General features: G+C 65.4%; 11 protein-coding genes and 1 pseudogene. 8 read left to right on the top strand and 4 right to left on the bottom strand.

All coding sequences use genetic code 11. From position 1 onward, the window contains the following. Positions 1 to 532: 532 nt before the first annotated feature. Positions 533 to 769 (top strand): annotated as a pseudogene (locus ABNX41_RS11670) (transposase); the annotation flags it as partial. Positions 770 to 933: 164 nt separating this feature from the next. On the opposite strand, the gene ABNX41_RS11675 reads toward ABNX41_RS11670, so the two are convergent. From ABNX41_RS11675 to ABNX41_RS11685, 3 genes are all read right to left on the bottom strand, one after another. Then, positions 934 to 2,862: an FUSC family protein gene (locus tag ABNX41_RS11675; protein ID WP_438669906.1), complete on the bottom strand. Its 1,929-nt coding sequence runs from the start codon at positions 2,860 to 2,862 to the stop codon at positions 934 to 936. A gap of 357 nt (positions 2,863 to 3,219) precedes the next feature. Further along, positions 3,220 to 4,968, bottom strand: a complete 1,749-nt coding sequence (locus ABNX41_RS11680) for a sigma-54-dependent Fis family transcriptional regulator (RefSeq protein WP_438669907.1) — start codon at positions 4,966 to 4,968, stop codon at positions 3,220 to 3,222. 220 nt (positions 4,969 to 5,188) lie between these two features. Then, positions 5,189 to 6,349 carry an acyl-CoA dehydrogenase family protein gene (locus tag ABNX41_RS11685; RefSeq protein WP_438669908.1) on the bottom strand — a complete coding sequence of 387 codons (1,161 nt, stop codon included), beginning with the start codon at positions 6,347 to 6,349 and terminating at the stop codon, positions 5,189 to 5,191. Positions 6,350 to 6,626: 277 nt separating this feature from the next. Between ABNX41_RS11685 and ABNX41_RS11690 the strand changes: the two genes are divergently transcribed. The 3 genes from ABNX41_RS11690 to pcaF are packed head-to-tail and all read left to right on the top strand — an operon-like array spanning position 6,627 to position 11,378. Beyond that, positions 6,627 to 8,081, top strand: coding sequence for an NAD-dependent succinate-semialdehyde dehydrogenase (locus ABNX41_RS11690; protein WP_438669909.1), 1,455 nt, complete (start codon positions 6,627 to 6,629; stop codon positions 8,079 to 8,081). 7 nt (positions 8,082 to 8,088) lie between these two features. Then, on the top strand, positions 8,089 to 10,155 hold the full coding sequence (locus tag ABNX41_RS11695; RefSeq protein ID WP_438669910.1) for an FAD-dependent oxidoreductase: 2,067 nt from the start codon (positions 8,089 to 8,091) through the stop codon (positions 10,153 to 10,155). A 17-nt stretch (positions 10,156 to 10,172) separates the two neighbouring features. Then, positions 10,173 to 11,378 carry a 3-oxoadipyl-CoA thiolase gene (pcaF, locus tag ABNX41_RS11700; RefSeq protein ID WP_438669911.1) on the top strand — a complete coding sequence of 402 codons (1,206 nt, stop codon included), beginning with the start codon at positions 10,173 to 10,175 and terminating at the stop codon, positions 11,376 to 11,378. Positions 11,379 to 11,533: 155 nt separating this feature from the next. Here pcaF and ABNX41_RS11705 read toward each other — a convergent pair whose 3' ends face one another. Further along, positions 11,534 to 12,607 carry a 2,3-butanediol dehydrogenase gene (locus tag ABNX41_RS11705; RefSeq protein WP_438669912.1) on the bottom strand — a complete coding sequence of 358 codons (1,074 nt, stop codon included), beginning with the start codon at positions 12,605 to 12,607 and terminating at the stop codon, positions 11,534 to 11,536. A 301-nt stretch (positions 12,608 to 12,908) separates the two neighbouring features. Between ABNX41_RS11705 and ABNX41_RS11710 the strand changes: the two genes are divergently transcribed. From ABNX41_RS11710 to ABNX41_RS11725, 4 genes are all read left to right on the top strand, one after another. Continuing rightward, positions 12,909 to 13,439, top strand: a complete 531-nt coding sequence (locus tag ABNX41_RS11710; protein WP_438669913.1) for a flavin reductase family protein — start codon at positions 12,909 to 12,911, stop codon at positions 13,437 to 13,439. A gap of 52 nt (positions 13,440 to 13,491) precedes the next feature. Next, complete coding sequence (locus ABNX41_RS11715; RefSeq protein WP_438669914.1) at positions 13,492 to 14,580, top strand: LLM class flavin-dependent oxidoreductase; 1,089 nt, start codon at positions 13,492 to 13,494, stop codon at positions 14,578 to 14,580. A gap of 31 nt (positions 14,581 to 14,611) precedes the next feature. Continuing rightward, complete coding sequence (gene ribB / locus ABNX41_RS11720; protein WP_438669915.1) at positions 14,612 to 15,286, top strand: 3,4-dihydroxy-2-butanone-4-phosphate synthase; 675 nt, start codon at positions 14,612 to 14,614, stop codon at positions 15,284 to 15,286. Positions 15,287 to 15,357: 71 nt separating this feature from the next. Further along, a complete protein-coding gene (locus ABNX41_RS11725; RefSeq protein ID WP_438669916.1) occupies positions 15,358 to 16,542 on the top strand; it encodes a CaiB/BaiF CoA transferase family protein in 1,185 nt (394 codons plus the stop codon). Positions 16,543 to 16,793 lie beyond the last annotated feature (251 nt).

Consider the following 16,793-nt stretch of genomic DNA (forward strand, 5'->3'; position numbering starts at 1 on the left):
GGAACAGGGGCGAACAGGACTTATGACGCCAGTGGCCGCAGGCCCCCGCAACCACCGTATCCGACCTGGACCCGACACCAGCCCTCGCACCATGCGGGGGCTTTGTCATATCCGCCTCGGCGAGGTTCAGGATTCTGGCGAGTTCCCCAACAAGTTCAATCTCATGGCCGCCGGGGATGCCCGGGGCGGGCACCATCCGAACCTCGGAGGTCAGCCCGAGCAGCAGTTCGGTCGCCTGCGGCCTCAGCTCCGGCTGGTTCAGCGCCTCGGCCAGATCCGCGATCTCCTCGCGGTAGAGATCCGACATGCGCGGATGCAGCCGCAGGGCGGGCGGTTCCGGGCTGGTGGCGAGGAAACGGGTGAGGCTGGATCTCTCGTCCTTCAGCGCTACCATGTCGGCCTTCATGGATGAGTTGTAGAAACCACTCTGGATCGCGATGAGCATGTTGGCGATCTTCTTTTCTACCTTTACCTTGTTGCGTTCAGCGTTGGCATCCGCAGTCGTCTCGTTGAAGGCGCGGCGGTATTCCGCGACGATGCGCCCATGCTGGCCGAACTTCTCGACCAGATCCCGACTGGGCAGGAGATCGGCAGTGTCACAGCCAATGGCGCCTGCGACACCCGCAAGTGCCACGACGCCATTGCCGCCCACGGTGCTGCTGCCATCATTCCCCCCCGCAAGAACGCCAAATTCTGGAAGGCCGACACCCCGGGAGCAATCGCCCGAAACGAGACACTGCGGATATCGAAACGCGTCGGGCGGGCAGTCGCCGGGTCGCGGCGACTACGTGGTCGCCTACGCCTTGCCCGAGGCGCAGTGAGCCGGGCAGTCTTGCGCAGTTCGTAATGAACTGGACCCCAAAACCCGCCCCTCCCCGGGGCGGGTTTTCATATTCGGCGTCTGTCAAGTGAATCGGGACCGAGAGACGCCTTTCACCTGGTCGCGGTGTCCTTGAAAATCCTCGGATGGTCGATGAGCTCGCGCGCCATCAGATGCGCAAGACGAACGGCAGAGGTCATCTTCTCCGGCACAATGGCCCGGCCTGACTCGAGGAGTTCGCGCCCACAGGCGGCAGGGTCCGCAATCGGATTTGCCAGTCTGCGCAGGCAATCCTGCGCAATTCCGTCCCCATCGGCAGCAGGCGGCTCCCGATGCACGATCTGCCCGAGCCGCATCGCGATATGGCCCAGGGACAGCGCGGCGACCGCATCCCCGATGACCGCCGTGTCTGCCCGGGCCCGCGTCACCATTTCCAAGACGAGATGACGCAGCCGCGACAGGTGGCGTTCGGCCAAGGGGGTGCCGGCGCGCAGGCTGGCGAACGCGATTTCGCGTCGGATCGAGGCTTCTATGTGGCCGCGGCGGCGATCGACGTCCATCGGCAGGACCCAGCGATAAAAGAAATCGCTGATCACCACGCCCACGATCAGCATGGCGGCGCTAGCGACGACAGTCTGCGGCGAGGATGGCAACATGTCCACCGGCCGCGCCATGACGGCAAAGAACATGTTGAATGTCAGCCCGGCGAAAACCGTCGCCCGGCTTGCCTGCAGCAGGGAGGCGACACAGAACAGTGGAAGCGCCAGCAGCAGCGAGAGCCACGAAAGCTCTGCAAACGGGACAATGCCCAGCCGCCATGCGACGGCTGCCAGCGCCGCGACCGCGCCGCCGATCAACCCCTGGCGGACCAGCGGCAGAGGCTGGTCCAGCGTCGCGAACAGCACGGTGAAAATGGAGGCGCCGAGCACCAGGAAGCGCCCGGCCTCCCATCCCGTCAGGGTCCAGACAAGAGCGGACGTCGCAATCGCGAGGAAACCGCGCGCCATTGCGCGCTTGAGCCCGGTCCGATCCGGCTGTGGCCGCATGCGCGCGGTGGAAACAATGAGCGAGGGGTCGGCGAGTGCCCGATGGCTTTGGGCAACCTCCCGCAACCCGGCCGCGAAGGTGCCGAGGATGGCCTGCAGTTCGGCATGCGCGGCTGCGGTCCGCTCGACCATGCCGAGGGCGGGCAGGGGGGCGAGTTCGCCGGTCTCCTCCAGAACATCCGCCGCGCGCTCCAGTGCGGCGCGCAGCGCCGGCAGGTCCGCCTGCTCGGTGATGGATCGGCTTTGCGATGCCTTGCGGATCATCCTGGCCACCACGATCAGATCCAGCAACGATGCGGACATCGTGTTGAGCGGTCGCAGGCGGCGCCGCGCCTTGAACGATCCGGCGGCAGCATCCTCGGCGCCCGCCGAGATCGCGGCCAGGGCCGACAAGAAGGCCGCTTCCCGTGCCACCAGGTCGGTCTGATGTTCCTGCAACGCCATGCCGACCAGGCGGAGACCATCGGCCAGCACGGCCGCCGAGCGCGCCGACAGGCTCTGGGCCCGCGCACGGGGCTGCAGCAGGAAGCCCACGGCCAGTGATGCGGCGATCCCGATCAGCGTGTCGGCGACGCGGGCGCCGGCAAAGCTCAGGGGGGCGATTTCGGTCCCGGTCGTCAGGGTCACGACGACGCTGGCCGTCAGCCCGGCCAGCGCCGCCCCATAGGCGCGCTGATGCCGCATGGCGTTCGCCAGGCCGCAACAGAACGCCAGCCACAGCGCGAGGCATGTCAGTTCGAGATACGGGTTCCCCGCCAGCGCGATGGCCACCCCGGCGGCCGCACCCAGAAGCGTTCCGACGAACTGGGCGATGCTGCGCTCCAGCATCAGCCCGCGCGGCGGCTGGCCGATCATCCATGTCGCCATCGCGGCCCACCACGGGTTCTCCAGGCCAAGCCCGGTGGCCACCACCATCGCGATCATGGCGGCCAGGGTCAGTCGAAGGGCGGTTGCCCGGACAAGCGGATCACGCAGGGCGCCGTTCAGGTTTTTCATCGGGATATTCCGAAAGGCTGTTCATCCTGCCATGCAAACCGGAAGGGAGAGTTGCCGAAGGATGCAGGCCCTTCTGTTTTCAGAGCCGGTGAGTAAAGTAAACAGGGGCAGCATGACCGCGAAGCGAGAAAATCCGTCCGGCCGTGGCCGGGGAAGGCCGCGAGACACCGGCTTGCGCGAACGGATACTGGACGCCGCCGAGGTCGAGTTCCTCGACGAAGGGCTGGAAGGCGCGCGTATGGAACGCATCGCCCTGCGTGCGTGCACATCGAAGATGGCGCCTGCTGCCTCCTTGCCGCTCCTCCCGACTTGTGGCGGAGGCCCTGTCATGAATGATGGTGAACTCTGTGATCTAGATTAGGGTTTGTCGGTCAGCCCTTTTGATCGCTTGCCCTGCATTTTGCGATAGAGCGTGGCACGCGAAACCCCGAGGTAGCGTGCCGTCTCCATCACATTGCCCTTGTGATAGCGGAGGGCTGTCTCAATCCTCGCCGTCTCGGCTTTCGAGCGTGCCAGAACATCATGAGTTTCAGAAAGCTCGATCAGCCGGGTCGGAAGATGCGCCACTGTGACCGTATCCCCTGCCAGTGCGATTGCACGACGCAGGGCGAAGTGAAGCTCTCTGAGGTTGCCGGGCCAGTGATGGCAGCACAGGATTGCCAGCGCTTCGGACGAAATATGCGGCGCAGCCCGACCTGCCAGCCGGGCTTCTTCGGCCAGAGCCCGCAGGAATACCTTCTCCGGCTCGGGGGTCGATCGCAGCGGAGGCAGGATGAATGCGGCACCGTTAAGCCTATGGACGAGATCCGGACGAAGTCCCGCCAGTTCCGGCTGCAGGTCCTTTGCGGGGGATGTGACCGTGATGAGAGGGCGTTGGGCGCCTTCCAGAGCCTGAACCAGGCTTCGCTGCATCGGAACGGACATCTCGTCGATCTGATCGAGAACAAGAGCAAAGCCTGGTCTTGCCCTGAGCGTATCGAGTTTCAAACGGGTGACATCATCAGCCGCCCCGCCCTCTAGCATCAGGAAATCGCCGGAGACAAGGCGGGCGAGCCGGAGCGCGAGTGTCGTTTTTCCGGTTCCCGTTTCACCTATGAGCATAAGCGGTAGTTGTCGGCGTGCGAGGTCAAGAGCTTGGTGTAGTATTTCGTCCAGCCGGGGATCTGAGAGCGTCGCTTCGGATCCGGGTGTTGCCGCTGGCTGGTGATCGCTGATTGCCACAGTTGTCTGGCTTGGGGCAGCCATCCGCAAGTGCCCTGTTTCAGCAGGAGTCATAGGTTCGGACCAGACTCCGTGCACGGCATCAGGCTCGACGATTTGATCAAGGCGAGCCATCGGGAGTTGGTCTGCCGCGCGGCGGAGCATCACGGGAGCATCGTGTGTGAAATCGACGATTTGCCCGGAATCATCCAGCGCCAGCATGGAAAGCGCCGCCGCATCGGCGAAATCGCCATCCGCCGAGAGGCTGACGAGGCGGTGGCCGGAATTGCGCCGCTGAAAGAGCTGGGTTTCGATCCTGCGCGCGGAACGGTTCACCACATCGCTCAGAAGGCGGACAGCCTGTGCGCCAATCCTGCCAAGCGACGAGATGTTGAGCACACCCGCGAGCTGGCCATTGCTGCCGAAGATCGGGGCCACGGTGCAGGTGATGTCGCTCAATACGCGATTGAAGTGTTCGTCTCCGACAATCGAGAGTGGACGGCGCTCCAGCAGGCAGGTGCCTATGCCGTTTGTCCCCTGCATGTCCTCGGCCCAGACCGAGCCGGGCAGAACGCCCGCCCGGTTCAGATCGTCCATATGGTAGGGATCGCACCGGAAAAGCAGCTTGACCCCCTGGGCCGAAGCCAGAGACACGGTGCAGGCATCGGCGGCCAGACGGCGGAACAGCCGGTCTATTTCGGCAGTGGCCGAGCGGATCAGCAACTCCTCCTGATCCAGCGTTTCACGCAGCTCGCCATAGCTCAGAACGTCGGCACGGCGCGCGAAATCAGGCAAAAGCCGGTGGGTTTCAAGACATCTGCGCCAACTGCCTTCGACCAGGGTCGGCAACCCTCTCGCCCCTTCGACCGTGGACAGGGCGCGCAACCGATGAATATGAGAAAGCATGCCCGGGCCCTCCCCTGCAACAGACATGGTCGTCATTCCGGTCGGTCTGGCCGACCGCACACCGTACCAATCTAGGGGGTTCCCCAAAGAAAGACAGAGAAAATCTGCCGGTCAGCGAGAACCATCCTTGAACGGAAAGCGGCCCCCGCATCGGACGGGGGCCGCTCCCTGTTTCGGATGGCGCGAATTCGCGGGAGGAGGCCATCCGAATCCGGTCGCTTCAGGCCGAGGCCTCGCGGATCATGTTGCGCGCGATCACCAGCTGCTGGATCTGGGTCGTGCCCTCGTAGATGCGGAACAGGCGCACATCGCGATAGAAGCGCTCGATGCCGTATTCCTCGACATAGCCCGCCCCGCCGTGGATCTGCACCGCGCGGTCGGCCACGCGGCCCACCATCTCCGAGGCGAACATCTTGCAGCATGCGGCCTCGGTCGAGACATTGGCCCCCGCGTCCTTGCGCCGCGCGGTTTCCTCGATCATGCAGCGGGCGGCAAAGGCCTCTGCGCGGCTGTCAGCCAGCATGGCCTGCACCAGTTGCTTTTCGGCGATGGGTTCGCCGAATTGCTTGCGCTCCATCGCATAGGCCAGGCTGTCGCGGATCAGACGTTCCGCGGCGCCGACGCAGACGGCCGAGATGTGAAGCCGCCCGCGATCCAGCACCTTCATCGCGGTTTTGAAGCCCTGTCCTTCGCGCGCGGGCCCGCCGATGATGGCCGAGGCCGGAACGCGGCAGTCTTCGAGGATCACATCGGCGGTATGCGATCCCTTCTGCCCCATCTTCTTGTCGATGGCGCCGATAGACAGGCCCGGCGTGCCGGCCTCGACCAGAAAGGCAGTGACGCCGGCGGAGGTCTTCGAGGTGGGATCGGTGCGCGCAAAGACGGTGAACAGGCCCGCATGCGGTGCATTGGTGATAAACCGCTTGGTGCCGTTCAGCACGAAGTCATCCCCATCGCGGCGGGCGGAAGTGCGCAGCGATCCGGCGTCGGAGCCCGCCTCGGGTTCGGTCAGCGCGAAGGACGCGATCATCTCGCCACTGGCGAGCTTCGGCAGATAGGCCGCCTTCTGCTCGGGCGTGCCGTCGATGATGATCCCCTGCGAGCCGATGCCGTTGTTGGTGCCGACCAGCGAGCGGAAGACGGGCGAGGTCTGGCCAAGCACGAATGCGGCGGCAACCTCTTCGGACATGGTCAGGCCCAGCCCGCCGAATTCCTCGGGGATGGACATGCCGAACAGGCCCATCTCTCGGATTTCCGCAATGAGGCCGGACGGGATACGATCGTCTTCGGCAACTTGCGCTTCATGTGGCACAAGCCGTTCGCGCACGAAGCGGTCCAGCGTTTCCAGAAACTGCTTCAGCGTCTCGGCATCCAGGCTCATGGTCTGGCGTGTCCTTCTCTCTTGGCGGCCGGATGGCTGAAGCCGTCCGGCGATCAGCATTTCACAGCAGGAATATCAGACACTTGGGAAACGCGTAACTGGCGCAGGTGTGGCAGCACGGCAGGGATGGCCTGTCGCACAAGAGACAATTGCCGCAGGGGTAAGGACCCCTCTAGCAATGAAGGGGAATGTGGCGGCGCAGCTTTCGGTGGGGCCGGATGCGGCCATTTCGGATCACATCCGGGGTGCTGGCTGTCGGCAATGATGAGGACCTGTGATGCATTCCACCCCGTATCCCCGGATCGAGCTTGTGATCGGCGCCGAGCGCATCGGCCCCGAGGCGCGTGAGGCCCGGCCCGTGATCAACCCAGCAACGGGTGAACAGTTGGGGATGATGCCTTCGGCCACGCCGGAGGATCTGGACCGGGTTGTCAGCGCGGCCGAAGCGGCCTTCGCCACATGGCGCGCAATGTCGGCCTACGATCGCAGCGCGATCCTGCGGCGGTTCGCCGATCTGTTGCGCGCCAATGCCGAGGCCATCGCGACCAACCTGACGCGCGACATGGGCAAGCCGCTGGCCGAAGCGGTGGTCGAGATCCGCTCGGGCGCCGATCACGTCGACTGGCACGCCGAGGAGGGGCGGCGCATCTATGGGCGCATCATTCCCGCCCGCATCGCCGGGGTGCAGCAGCAGGTCCTGCGCGAGCCGGTGGGCGTCTGCCTCGCGATCTCTCCGTGGAACTTCCCGATGAGCCAGGCGGTGCGCAAGATCGCGGCGGCGCTCGCCTCGGGCTGCACCGTGATCCTGAAGGCGGCGGGGGAAACGCCGTCCTCCGTCATGGCGATGTCGGACCTTCTGCGCGAGGCGGGGCTGCCGGACGGATGCCTCAACCTCCTCTGGGGGGATTCGAACCTGATCTCGCAGACGCTGATGGCGCGGCCCGAGGTCAGGAAGCTCAGCTTCACCGGCTCGATCCCGGTGGGCAAGCACCTGGCGGAACTGGCGGGTCGTCACATGAAACGGTTGACGATGGAGCTCGGCGGTCATGCGCCGGTGCTGGTCTTCGACGATGCCGATCCGGAGGCCGCAGCCCGCGCGCTGGCGGCGAACAAGCTGCGCAATGCCGGGCAGGTCTGCATCTCTCCAACACGGTTTTTCGTGCAGGAACGCGGATATGAGCGGTTCGTCGACGAACTGGCGGGGGCTTTCTCTAAGGTGAAACTCGGCGACGGGCTGGAGCCGGGTGTGCAGATGGGGCCGTTGTGCCATCCCGGGCGTGTCGCCGCGATGGAAACCCTTGTCGCCGATGCGGTCGAGCACGGGGCGAATGTGGTGACCGGCGGCAGCCGGACCGGCAATGTCGGCAACTTCTATGCGCCGACCATCGTCACCACCGAGGGCGACGAGATCGCGCTGATGAACGACGAACCCTTCGGCCCGATCGCGGTGGTGTCGCCCTTCCGTGGCATCGAGGACGGTCTGGCGCGGGCGAACCGGCTGCCGCTCGGCCTTGCCTCCTATGTCTTCACCAATTCGCTGGAGCGCGCCGAGCAATCGGCGGCCGGGTTGCAGGCGGGCATGGTCAGCGTGAACCATTTCGGCCTCGCCCTGCCGGAAACCCCCTTCGGCGGGGTCCGGGACAGCGGATACGGCACCGAGGGCGGGTCGGAGACCTTCGACGCCTATCTCAACACCAAATTCGTATCGATGATGACCCGGCCCGTGGCGTGAGGATCAGATGACCGTTCATTGCGAGATCGCCGGGGGCGTGGCCCTCATCACCATCGACAATCCGCCCCTGAACGTCCTCGGCCAGGCAACGCGCGCCGGTCTTGATGCCGCGATCATACAGGCGGTCGAGGCCGGGGTTGGCCGCATCATCCTGACCGGCGCGGGGCGCGCCTTTGTCGCCGGTGCGGATGCGAAGGAATTCGACGGCCCTCCCCTGGCGCCGCATCTGAACGAGATACTCGCAAGGCTCGCCGCGCTGTCGATTCCCACGGTCGCCGCGATCAACGGCATCGCGCTCGGCGGCGGCTGCGAGATCGCGCTGGCCTGCCGCTATCGCATCGCGGCACCCTCGGCGGGGCTGGGCCTGCCCGAGGTGACGCTCGGGATCGTCCCCGGCTCGGGTGGCACGCAGCGGTTGCCCCGGCTGACGGGAATCGCGGCCGCGGTCGATCTGATCGGCCAGGGCCGCAGCGTGAAGGCGGCGGAGGCGCTCGATCTGGGCATGATCGACGCGATCGCCGAGGATCCGGTCGCGGCGGCGAAGGCGCTGGACGAGGCCACGCTGCGCGGCGCCCTCGTCGCGGATGTCCGTCCCGCACCCGAGGCCGATGCGGCGGCCATCGAAGCGGCGCGCGGGCTGGTGGCCAGGCGCATGCCGGGACAGACGGCGCCACCGATCGCCATCGGCCTGGTCGAGGCGGCGGCAGAGCATCCCCTGGAGGCCAACCTTGCGGCCGAGCGGAAGGCGTTCCTCGACCTGCGCGGCGCGGATCAGTCGCGCGCGCTGCGCCATATCTTCTTTGCCGAGCGGGCGGCGCTTTCGGCGGGCAAGGCTTTTCCGGCGCCGGTCGGCGCGATAGAGACCGCCATCGTCGTGGGCGGCGGCAACATGGGGGCGGCGATCGCCTATACACTGGCGAGCAGCGGTATCCATGTCACCGTGGTCGAGACCGATGCCGCCGGGCAGGTTCGGGCGCAGGCGAATGTCGATGGGCTGGTGCAGCAGGGAGTGAAGCGCGGCGCGCTGTCCGCCGATGCGGCGGCGCGGATCGCCGCGCGGCTGACCTGTGTCGCGGGGTTCGACGCCCTGCCGCAGGTGGATCTGGCCATCGAGGCCGCCTTCGAGGATATGGAGGTCAAGCGCGGCATCTTTGCCACCTTGCAGGCCAGCCAGCCCGAGACGACGGTCCTTGCCACCAACACCTCCTATCTCGACGTGAACCGGCTGGCGGATGGTATCCGCGATCCGGGCCGGTTCCTCGGGCTGCATTTCTTCAGCCCGGCGCATATCATGAAGTTGCTGGAGATCGTGCGCGGCGAGCGGACCTCGGCGGAGACGCTGGGGGTGGCGTTCGCGCTGGCGAAACGACTGGGCAAGATGCCGGTGCTGGCGGGCGTCTGCGACGGCTTCATCGGCAATCGCATCCTGACCCGTTATCGTCAGGTCGCCGATATCCTGCTGATCGAGGGCGCGCTGCCCGGGCAGGTGGATGCCGCGATGCGCGGTTTCGGCATGGCCATGGGCCCCTATGCCGCGCAGGACATGTCGGGGCTCGACATCGCCTATGCCAACCGCAAGCGCCAGAACCTCAAGGACCGGACGGATATCCGCCATGTCCCGGTCGCCGACACGCTGGTCGAGGATATGAAGCGCCTCGGCCGGAAGTCCGGCGCGGGCTGGTATGACTACGACGACAAGGCCAGGCCCATGCCTTCGGCGGCGGTGGAAAAGGTCATCCTCGAAGCTTCTGCAGGCGCTGGCGTCACCCGCCGGAGCTTCGCCCCCGAGGACATCTCGGGCAGGATTCTGCTGGCGATGATCGCCGAGGCGGCGGACATCCTCGATGAAGGCATCGCCGCGCGCCCGCGCGATATCGATATCGTGCTGGTGCATGGCTACGGCTTTCCGCGCTGGCGCGGCGGCCTGCTGCACTATGCCGACACCTTGGGCACCGCTGCGATCCTGCGCCGGATCGAGGAACTGGCCGTCACCGATCCGCTCACCTGGCGGGTGCCGCCGCTGGTGCGCCGCCTCGCCGACACCGGGACGGCCTTTGCCGACCTCAACGACTGAACCGACAGGAAACGACCATGAGCGATGTGTTCATCTGCGACTATGTGCGGACACCGATCGGGCGTCACGGCGGCGCGCTGGCGGCGTTGCGCACGGACGATCTCGCGGCCGTGCCGCTGACGGCCTTGCTGGCGCGTCAACCCGAGCTCGATCCGGCCGCCATCGAGGAGGTGTGGATGGGGTGCGCCAACCAGGCCGGTGAGGACAACCGCAACGTGGCGCGCATGGCGCTTTTGCTGGCGGGCCTGCCCGAATCCGTGCCGGGCGTCACGCTGAACCGGCTCTGCGCCTCGGGGCTGGAGGCGGTGCTGACTGCGGCCCGGGCGATCCGCGCGGGCGAGATGGACATGGCCATTGCGGGCGGCGTCGAAAGCATGAGCCGCGCCCCCTTCGTGATGCTGAAGGCGGAAAGCGCGTATTCCCGGACTGTCGCGATGGAGGACACCACCATCGGCTGGCGCTTCGTAAACCCGAAGATGCAGGCGCAATACGGCGTCGATCCGATGCCGGGAACTGCCGAGAATGTCGCGACGGATTTCGCGATTTCGCGCGCCGATCAGGATGCCTGCGCGCTGGCTTCGCAGCAAAAGGCCGGGGCGGCGATAGCCAGTGGTTTTTTCGCGCGCGAGATCGTGCCGGTCACAGTCCCGGCCGGCCGCGGCAAGACGGTCGAGGTGACGCAGGACGAACATCCCCGCCCGCAGACCACGGCCGGGGATCTGGCGCGGCTGAAGCCGGTGGTGCGCGCCGATGGCTCTGTCACCGCGGGCAATTCCTCGGGCGTGAACGACGGCGCCGCCGCGCTGTTGCTGGCGTCGGAGGCGGCGGTGAAACGCCACGGGCTGCGCCCTCTGGCCCGCGTCGCCGGTGGCGCGGCGGCGGGGGTTGCGCCCCGGATCATGGGCTACGGCCCGGTCCCGGCGGTGCGCAAGCTGATGGAGCGGGCGGGGCTCGGCACGGCGGATATCGACCTGTTCGAGGTGAACGAGGCCTTCGCCTCGCAGGTTCTGGCCTGTCTGCGGGGGCTGCGCATCGCCGACGACGATCCGAGGGTGAACCCCCATGGCGGGGCCATCGCGCTTGGCCATCCCTTGGGCATGTCGGGGGCCCGGATAGCGGGCAGCGCGGCGCTGGACCTTCACAGCACGGATGCGCGCCGGGCGATCGTGTCGATGTGTGTCGGCGTGGGGCAGGGGGTCGCGCTGCTGCTCGAACGCGCGTAAGAGTGTCGGGCTGACAAGGCGCGTCCGTCGTGCCGAACCTCTGCACCGGCAGTGATCACTGCCGGTGCAGAGGCATCCCGAAACAGATCAGGGCCGGTTCGCGTATTTCCGTGATCCGGCCCTGCCGCTGTCCTTCCGGGCAGCCGTGGCGACTGTTACGGCTGAAGGTCGATCAGGATCTTCAGGTGGCTGCCCGCAGGATCGAGCAACACGTCGAAGCCTTCCTTGATCGCGGTATCGAGCGTGACCGTCCGGGTCACCACCTTTTGTGCCGGGATCTGCCCCGAGGCGAGAAGGCGCATCACGCGCGGCCAGATCTGGCTCGGGTAGGCCCAGGACCCCCGGATGTCGATGTCCTTGTAGACCACGTTGAACCAGTTCACCGGCGCCTCGCCCGAATGCAGGCCGATCTGGACGACGACCCCCTGCTTGCGCACGGCATCGACGCAGGCCTGCAGGGCGAAGGTGTTGCCGACGCATTCCAGCGCGACATCCACGCCGACATTTCCTTCGGTCACGGCGCGGACGACATCCCCGACATTTTGCTCTTTCGGATTGATGGTCACGACATCCGGCAGGATACCCTTGGCGATTTCAAGGCGCGTCGGGTTGGGGTCGGACACGAAGAGCTGCACCGCCCCGGCGGCCCGCGCGGCCAGCAGGGTCAGAAGGCCGATCGGCCCGGCGCCGGTCACCAGAACCGAATCACCTACCTTCACCCCGCCACGGTCACAGCCGTAGACGGCGACGGCGGTCGGCTCGACTAGGGCCGCATCGGTATCCGACAGGGCCTCAGGCACCTTGTAGACATTGTAGCCCTTCAGCAGGCAGGCCTCGGCCATCCCGCCTCCAACCCAGCTGAGCCCGGCCAGCGCCATCGTATCCGACAGGTTGAAGGCGCCACGGTCGATGTAATAGTCGCCGCTGCGCGGGGTGATGAACGGCTGGACAGAAACACGGTCGCCGACGGCGACATGCGTCACGTCGCGGCCGACTTTCGTGACCACTCCGCCGAATTCGTGGCCCAGGACCTGGGGACCGGACACTCCGGTCACGGGATGCGGCTCTTTCGGCACGAAGATCGGCCCGTAGGCATATTCATGCAGGTCGGTGCCGCAGATGCCGACATAGCGATTGCGGATGACCACCTCGTCCGCCGCAGGGTCCGCCGGCTCCGGAATGGTTTCGACGCGCAGGTCTTTGGCTGCGTGGAAACGCAGTGCTTTCATGGGGTTTCCTCCTCCCTCGTGCCACCTGACGGAGGCGTCAGGCGGACTGCATCGGCGGATCCACGGAATTCGGCTTTTTGAAGAGCGCGGGTGCGCCGAGGGCAGCAGGAACAGAAGTAATTGCTCTCCCTTTCCGGTGACAACTGTCTCTCATGAGACAGCGGGCAAGCCCGGATTGGCGCAATTGGGCCAGTATACAGATGCTAACTGATTGATATCCATGGATCGCACAGCTGGAGGACGTGCGTCGGGAGTATTGCTCGGCAGGCATTTGCCCGGCGCGACAGAGGGGAGGCTGGAGATGATGATGAATGATGTGAGTGTAGACGGGACCCTGACGGATCGTTTTCGCGCCAGCATGCGCCTTGCCGCGGCAAGCATCTCTCTGGTGACCGCCCGCGATGGGTCGGGCAAGCGGCACGGGATGGCGGTGACCAGCGCCACCTCGCTGTCGATGGATCCGCTGTCGATGATGGTCGCCGTCAATCGCACGGCGTCGATCCATCCGGTGATCGCCGCCAGCAGCACGTTCTGTCTGAACCTTATGGCTGAGGATCATGGCGCCATCCTTGAACGCTTTTCGCGCAGCGACATGCGGGAAATGCGTTTCGCGACCGACGACTGGTCCGAGGGGCTGCACGGGCTTCCGGTCCTGCGCGGCGCCCTGGCCTCGCATCTGTGCACCGTTGTCGCCGCACATGACTTCGGCACGCACACGGTTTTCTTCGGCCAGGTCGACGATGTCGTTCTGCCCGGGGCCGGGATGCACGAGTCCGCACCGCTCGTATGGCGGAATGGGGAGCGGGTTTCCATCCGCTCCCGCGTGGCCTGACACTTTCAACTGCGCCCATCCGGGCGTTGAGCAAACCTGAGGGAGGAATACTTTGGAAATCGGACTGTTCCATATGCCGCTGCATCCGGCCAGCCGCGCGCTTTCGGATGTCGTGAAGGAAAACACCCAGAAGATCGTCTATGCGGACGAGCTCGGCTTTGCCGAGGCCTGGGTGGGCGAACACATCTCGGCGACCACCGAGCCGATCACCTCGCCGCTGGTTTTTCTCGCCTCGCTTCTGCCGCAGACGAAGAACATCAAGCTCTGCTCCGGCGTGGTCTGCCTTCCGAACCGCCACCCCGCCATCGTGGCAGCCGAGGTCGCGCTCTTCGATCACATGGCCGAGGGCCGCTTCGTGTTCGGTGTCGGCCCGGGCGGACTCGCGTCCGACATGGAACTGTTCGGTAACCTTGATGCCGGCATCCGCAACGAGCGCATGGCCGAGTCGATGCAGATGATCCTGAAGATCTGGTCGCAGGATCCGCCCTATGACATCCAGGGCAAGCACTGGCAGATCAAGATCACCGAGAACATCATCCCCGAACTCGGCGTCGGCTTCATGCAGAAGCCCTATACCAAGCCGCATCCGCCGATCGCGCTGACCTCGATGTCGCCGGGCAGCAGCTCGATTTCCTTCGCGGTCAAAAAGGGTTACCGGCCGGTTTCGGCGAACTTCGCCCCGGAAAGCACGATCATCAGCCACTGGGAAAAATATGTCGAGGGCTGCGAGGCGATCGGGCGCGAACCCACCGGCGAGGACTGGACCATCGCGCGCAACGTGCTGATCGGCGAAAGCGATGCGCAGGCCGAGGACTGGCTGATGGACCCCAAGGGCTCGAACTTCTACTACTTCGACTATCTGTTCCAGGTGCTGAAACGCGCCGACTACATTTCGGTGATCAAGCCCGATCCCGACATGAAGGATGAGGATGTGACCGTCGAGGATATCGTCCGCGCATCGGTCATCTTCGGTTCGCCCAAGACCGTGGCGGACAAGATCAACAGCCTGCGCGAGCGGTCCGGCCCCTTCGGCACGCTGCTGATGGCGGCAATGGACGGCAGCGGTGAGAACCTCGAGCGTGAGCGTCTGACGATGCGCCGCCTCGCACAAGAGGTTCTGCCGATGGTGAACGCGTCCTGAGCCAGGTGGACTGGTAACCGGAGTATGTATCGTGAATATTGACTGCAAGATCGAGCCTGCTGCGGAAGCACTGCCCTTTCGCGTGGTCCCGCACGAAACGGATCCGGTGAGCCAGGCCATCGGGATCATTGCCGAAGGCGGCATGGTCATCGTTGTCGACGACGATGACCGTGAGAACGAGGGCGACCTGATCGCCTCGGCGCAGGGCATCACGCCAGAGATGGTCGCCTTCATGGTCAACCATACGACGGGCATCCTGTGCGCGGCGATGGATGACGACCGGGCGGAGGCGCTTGGTCTGCCCCCGATGGTTGCGCGCAACAACGACCCACAGGCAACGGCTTTCACCGTGACCTGTGATGCTGTCGGCTGCGGGACGGGTGTCTCGGCCAGTGACCGAACGCTGTCGTTCCACGTGCTGTCGGCGGCGACACCTCACCCGGGAATGCTGCGTCGGCCCGGGCACATCTTTCCCCTGCGTGCGCGCAGGGGAGGTGTGCTGACCCGCGAAGGGCATACCGAGGCCGCCTGGGATCTCGTCCGGCTTGCCGGTCATGTGCCGGTCGGAGTGCTCGGCGAACTCGTCAATCCGGATGGCACTATGATGCGCGGTGAACAGATCGCCGACTTCGCCCGCCGTTTTGGGCTCCAGACCATCTCTGTCGCGCAAATGATCGAGTGGCGCAGGGCGCGCGGCGATATCTGACCCTTACTTTGCTCGCTCCTGTTGATGCTGATGGGGGCGGCTATCTTTCCTTGAAGCCCGCTGGAGCGAACATGAACACATTGCCTTCGGGCTGCCTGAGCGGCACGGTCGTAGTTGATGCCTCGCGGGTACTCGCCGGGCCGTTCGCCGGCCAGCTTTTGGGCGACTATGGCGCAGAGGTCACCAAGGTCGAGGCCTTTGACGGGGACGATACCCGACGTTTTGGCCCGCCCTTCGTCGATGGCGTCGCGCCCTACTTCCTTGGCCTCAACCGCAACAAGCAGGACCTGGCCATCGACCTTTCGACCACAGCCGGAATGGAAGTGCTGTTCGAGATGCTCGAACGGGCAGATGTGTTCATCGAGAACTTCAAGCTCGGGACCTGGGCCAAATGGGGGATCAACGATCCGGCCGAGATCACCCGCCGTTTTCCCCGCCTGATCCATTGTCGGGTTTCGGGCTTCGGCGATACCGGCGAATATGGAGGGCTTCCGGGCTACGATGCGGCGATCCAGGCGATGTCGGGCTTGATGGCGATCAACGGCGACCCGGCTGACGACGCCTGTCGCATCGGCGTTCCGGTCGTCGACACCTGCACCGGCATGTATGGCGCCATGGGAATCCTGATGGCCCTGCTGGAGCGCAATCGCTCCGGCAAGGGACAGATGGTCGAGGTCACGCTCTACGATACCGCGATCGCGATGCTGCATCCGCATGCCGCCAATGTGCTGAACGGCGGCAAGGCCATCCGCACCGGCAACGGGCACCCGAACATCGTGCCCTACGACCTGTTTCCGACCGGCACGGTCAAGCTGTTCGTTGCCATTGGCAACGACCGCCAGTTCCGCACCTTCTGCCGTGAGCTCGGCGACGAGGCCCTGGGCACCGATCCGCTTTACCGCACCAACGGCGACCGGGTGGTGAATCGCGAGAGCCTGCGCGCGCGGATCGAGCCTCTGCTGAGCCCGCACGACGGTCTGGCGCTTTTCGAGCGGCTGATGGAGCTTGGTGTTCCCTGCGCGCCGGTCCTGTCGGTCGAGCAGGCGTTGGCGCTCGACCACACCCGCAGCCGCGAAATGACGGTCGACTACGAGGGCTATCGCGGACCGGGCCTTGCGGTGAAACTCAAGCGGACGCCCGGCTCGGTCAGACTGGTCCCACCCAGCATCGGGCAGCACAGCCGTGAGGTTCTTGGTCGTTTCGGTTTCGATGATGCGAAGATCGCCGCGCTGTTCGGAGAGGCCGTGGTCAGATAAGGACGGAGTTCCAATGAACTGACTTGACCGGATCTCGCCCCCGGTGATCCGCCCGGAGGCCCGATCTGCGGCCAGTCTCATTTGAGACAGTCATTCCGCCTGCTTTGTCTCGCCTGAGCCATATACCAATCTTCGTTTCTCAATGTAGCATCTGCCGACCTTCCGTCTGAGGAGCCAGAAGGTCAGGGAGGAGATGAAGAGGCACGGACATCCATGATCGTGACAGGCAGAAGGCATTCGGGCCGGCCCTG

Origin of the sequence: Pseudogemmobacter sonorensis (assembly GCF_042762395.1) — a bacterium.
GTDB classification, from domain to species: domain Bacteria; phylum Pseudomonadota; class Alphaproteobacteria; order Rhodobacterales; family Rhodobacteraceae; genus Pseudogemmobacter; species Pseudogemmobacter sonorensis.

Coding starts and splice junctions, on each gene's coding strand:
- ABNX41_RS11675 (WP_438669906.1), bottom strand. CDS start 2,862: ATGAAAAACCTGAACGGCGCCCTGCGTGATCCGCTTGTCCGGGCAACC.
- ABNX41_RS11680 (WP_438669907.1), bottom strand. CDS start 4,968: ATGCTTTCTCATATTCATCGGTTGCGCGCCCTGTCCACGGTCGAAGGG.
- ABNX41_RS11685 (WP_438669908.1), bottom strand. CDS start 6,349: ATGAGCCTGGATGCCGAGACGCTGAAGCAGTTTCTGGAAACGCTGGAC.
- ABNX41_RS11690 (WP_438669909.1), top strand. CDS start 6,627: ATGCATTCCACCCCGTATCCCCGGATCGAGCTTGTGATCGGCGCCGAG.
- ABNX41_RS11695 (WP_438669910.1), top strand. CDS start 8,089: ATGACCGTTCATTGCGAGATCGCCGGGGGCGTGGCCCTCATCACCATC.
- pcaF (WP_438669911.1), top strand. CDS start 10,173: ATGAGCGATGTGTTCATCTGCGACTATGTGCGGACACCGATCGGGCGT.
- ABNX41_RS11705 (WP_438669912.1), bottom strand. CDS start 12,607: ATGAAAGCACTGCGTTTCCACGCAGCCAAAGACCTGCGCGTCGAAACC.
- ABNX41_RS11710 (WP_438669913.1), top strand. CDS start 12,909: ATGATGATGAATGATGTGAGTGTAGACGGGACCCTGACGGATCGTTTT.
- ABNX41_RS11725 (WP_438669916.1), top strand. CDS start 15,358: ATGAACACATTGCCTTCGGGCTGCCTGAGCGGCACGGTCGTAGTTGAT.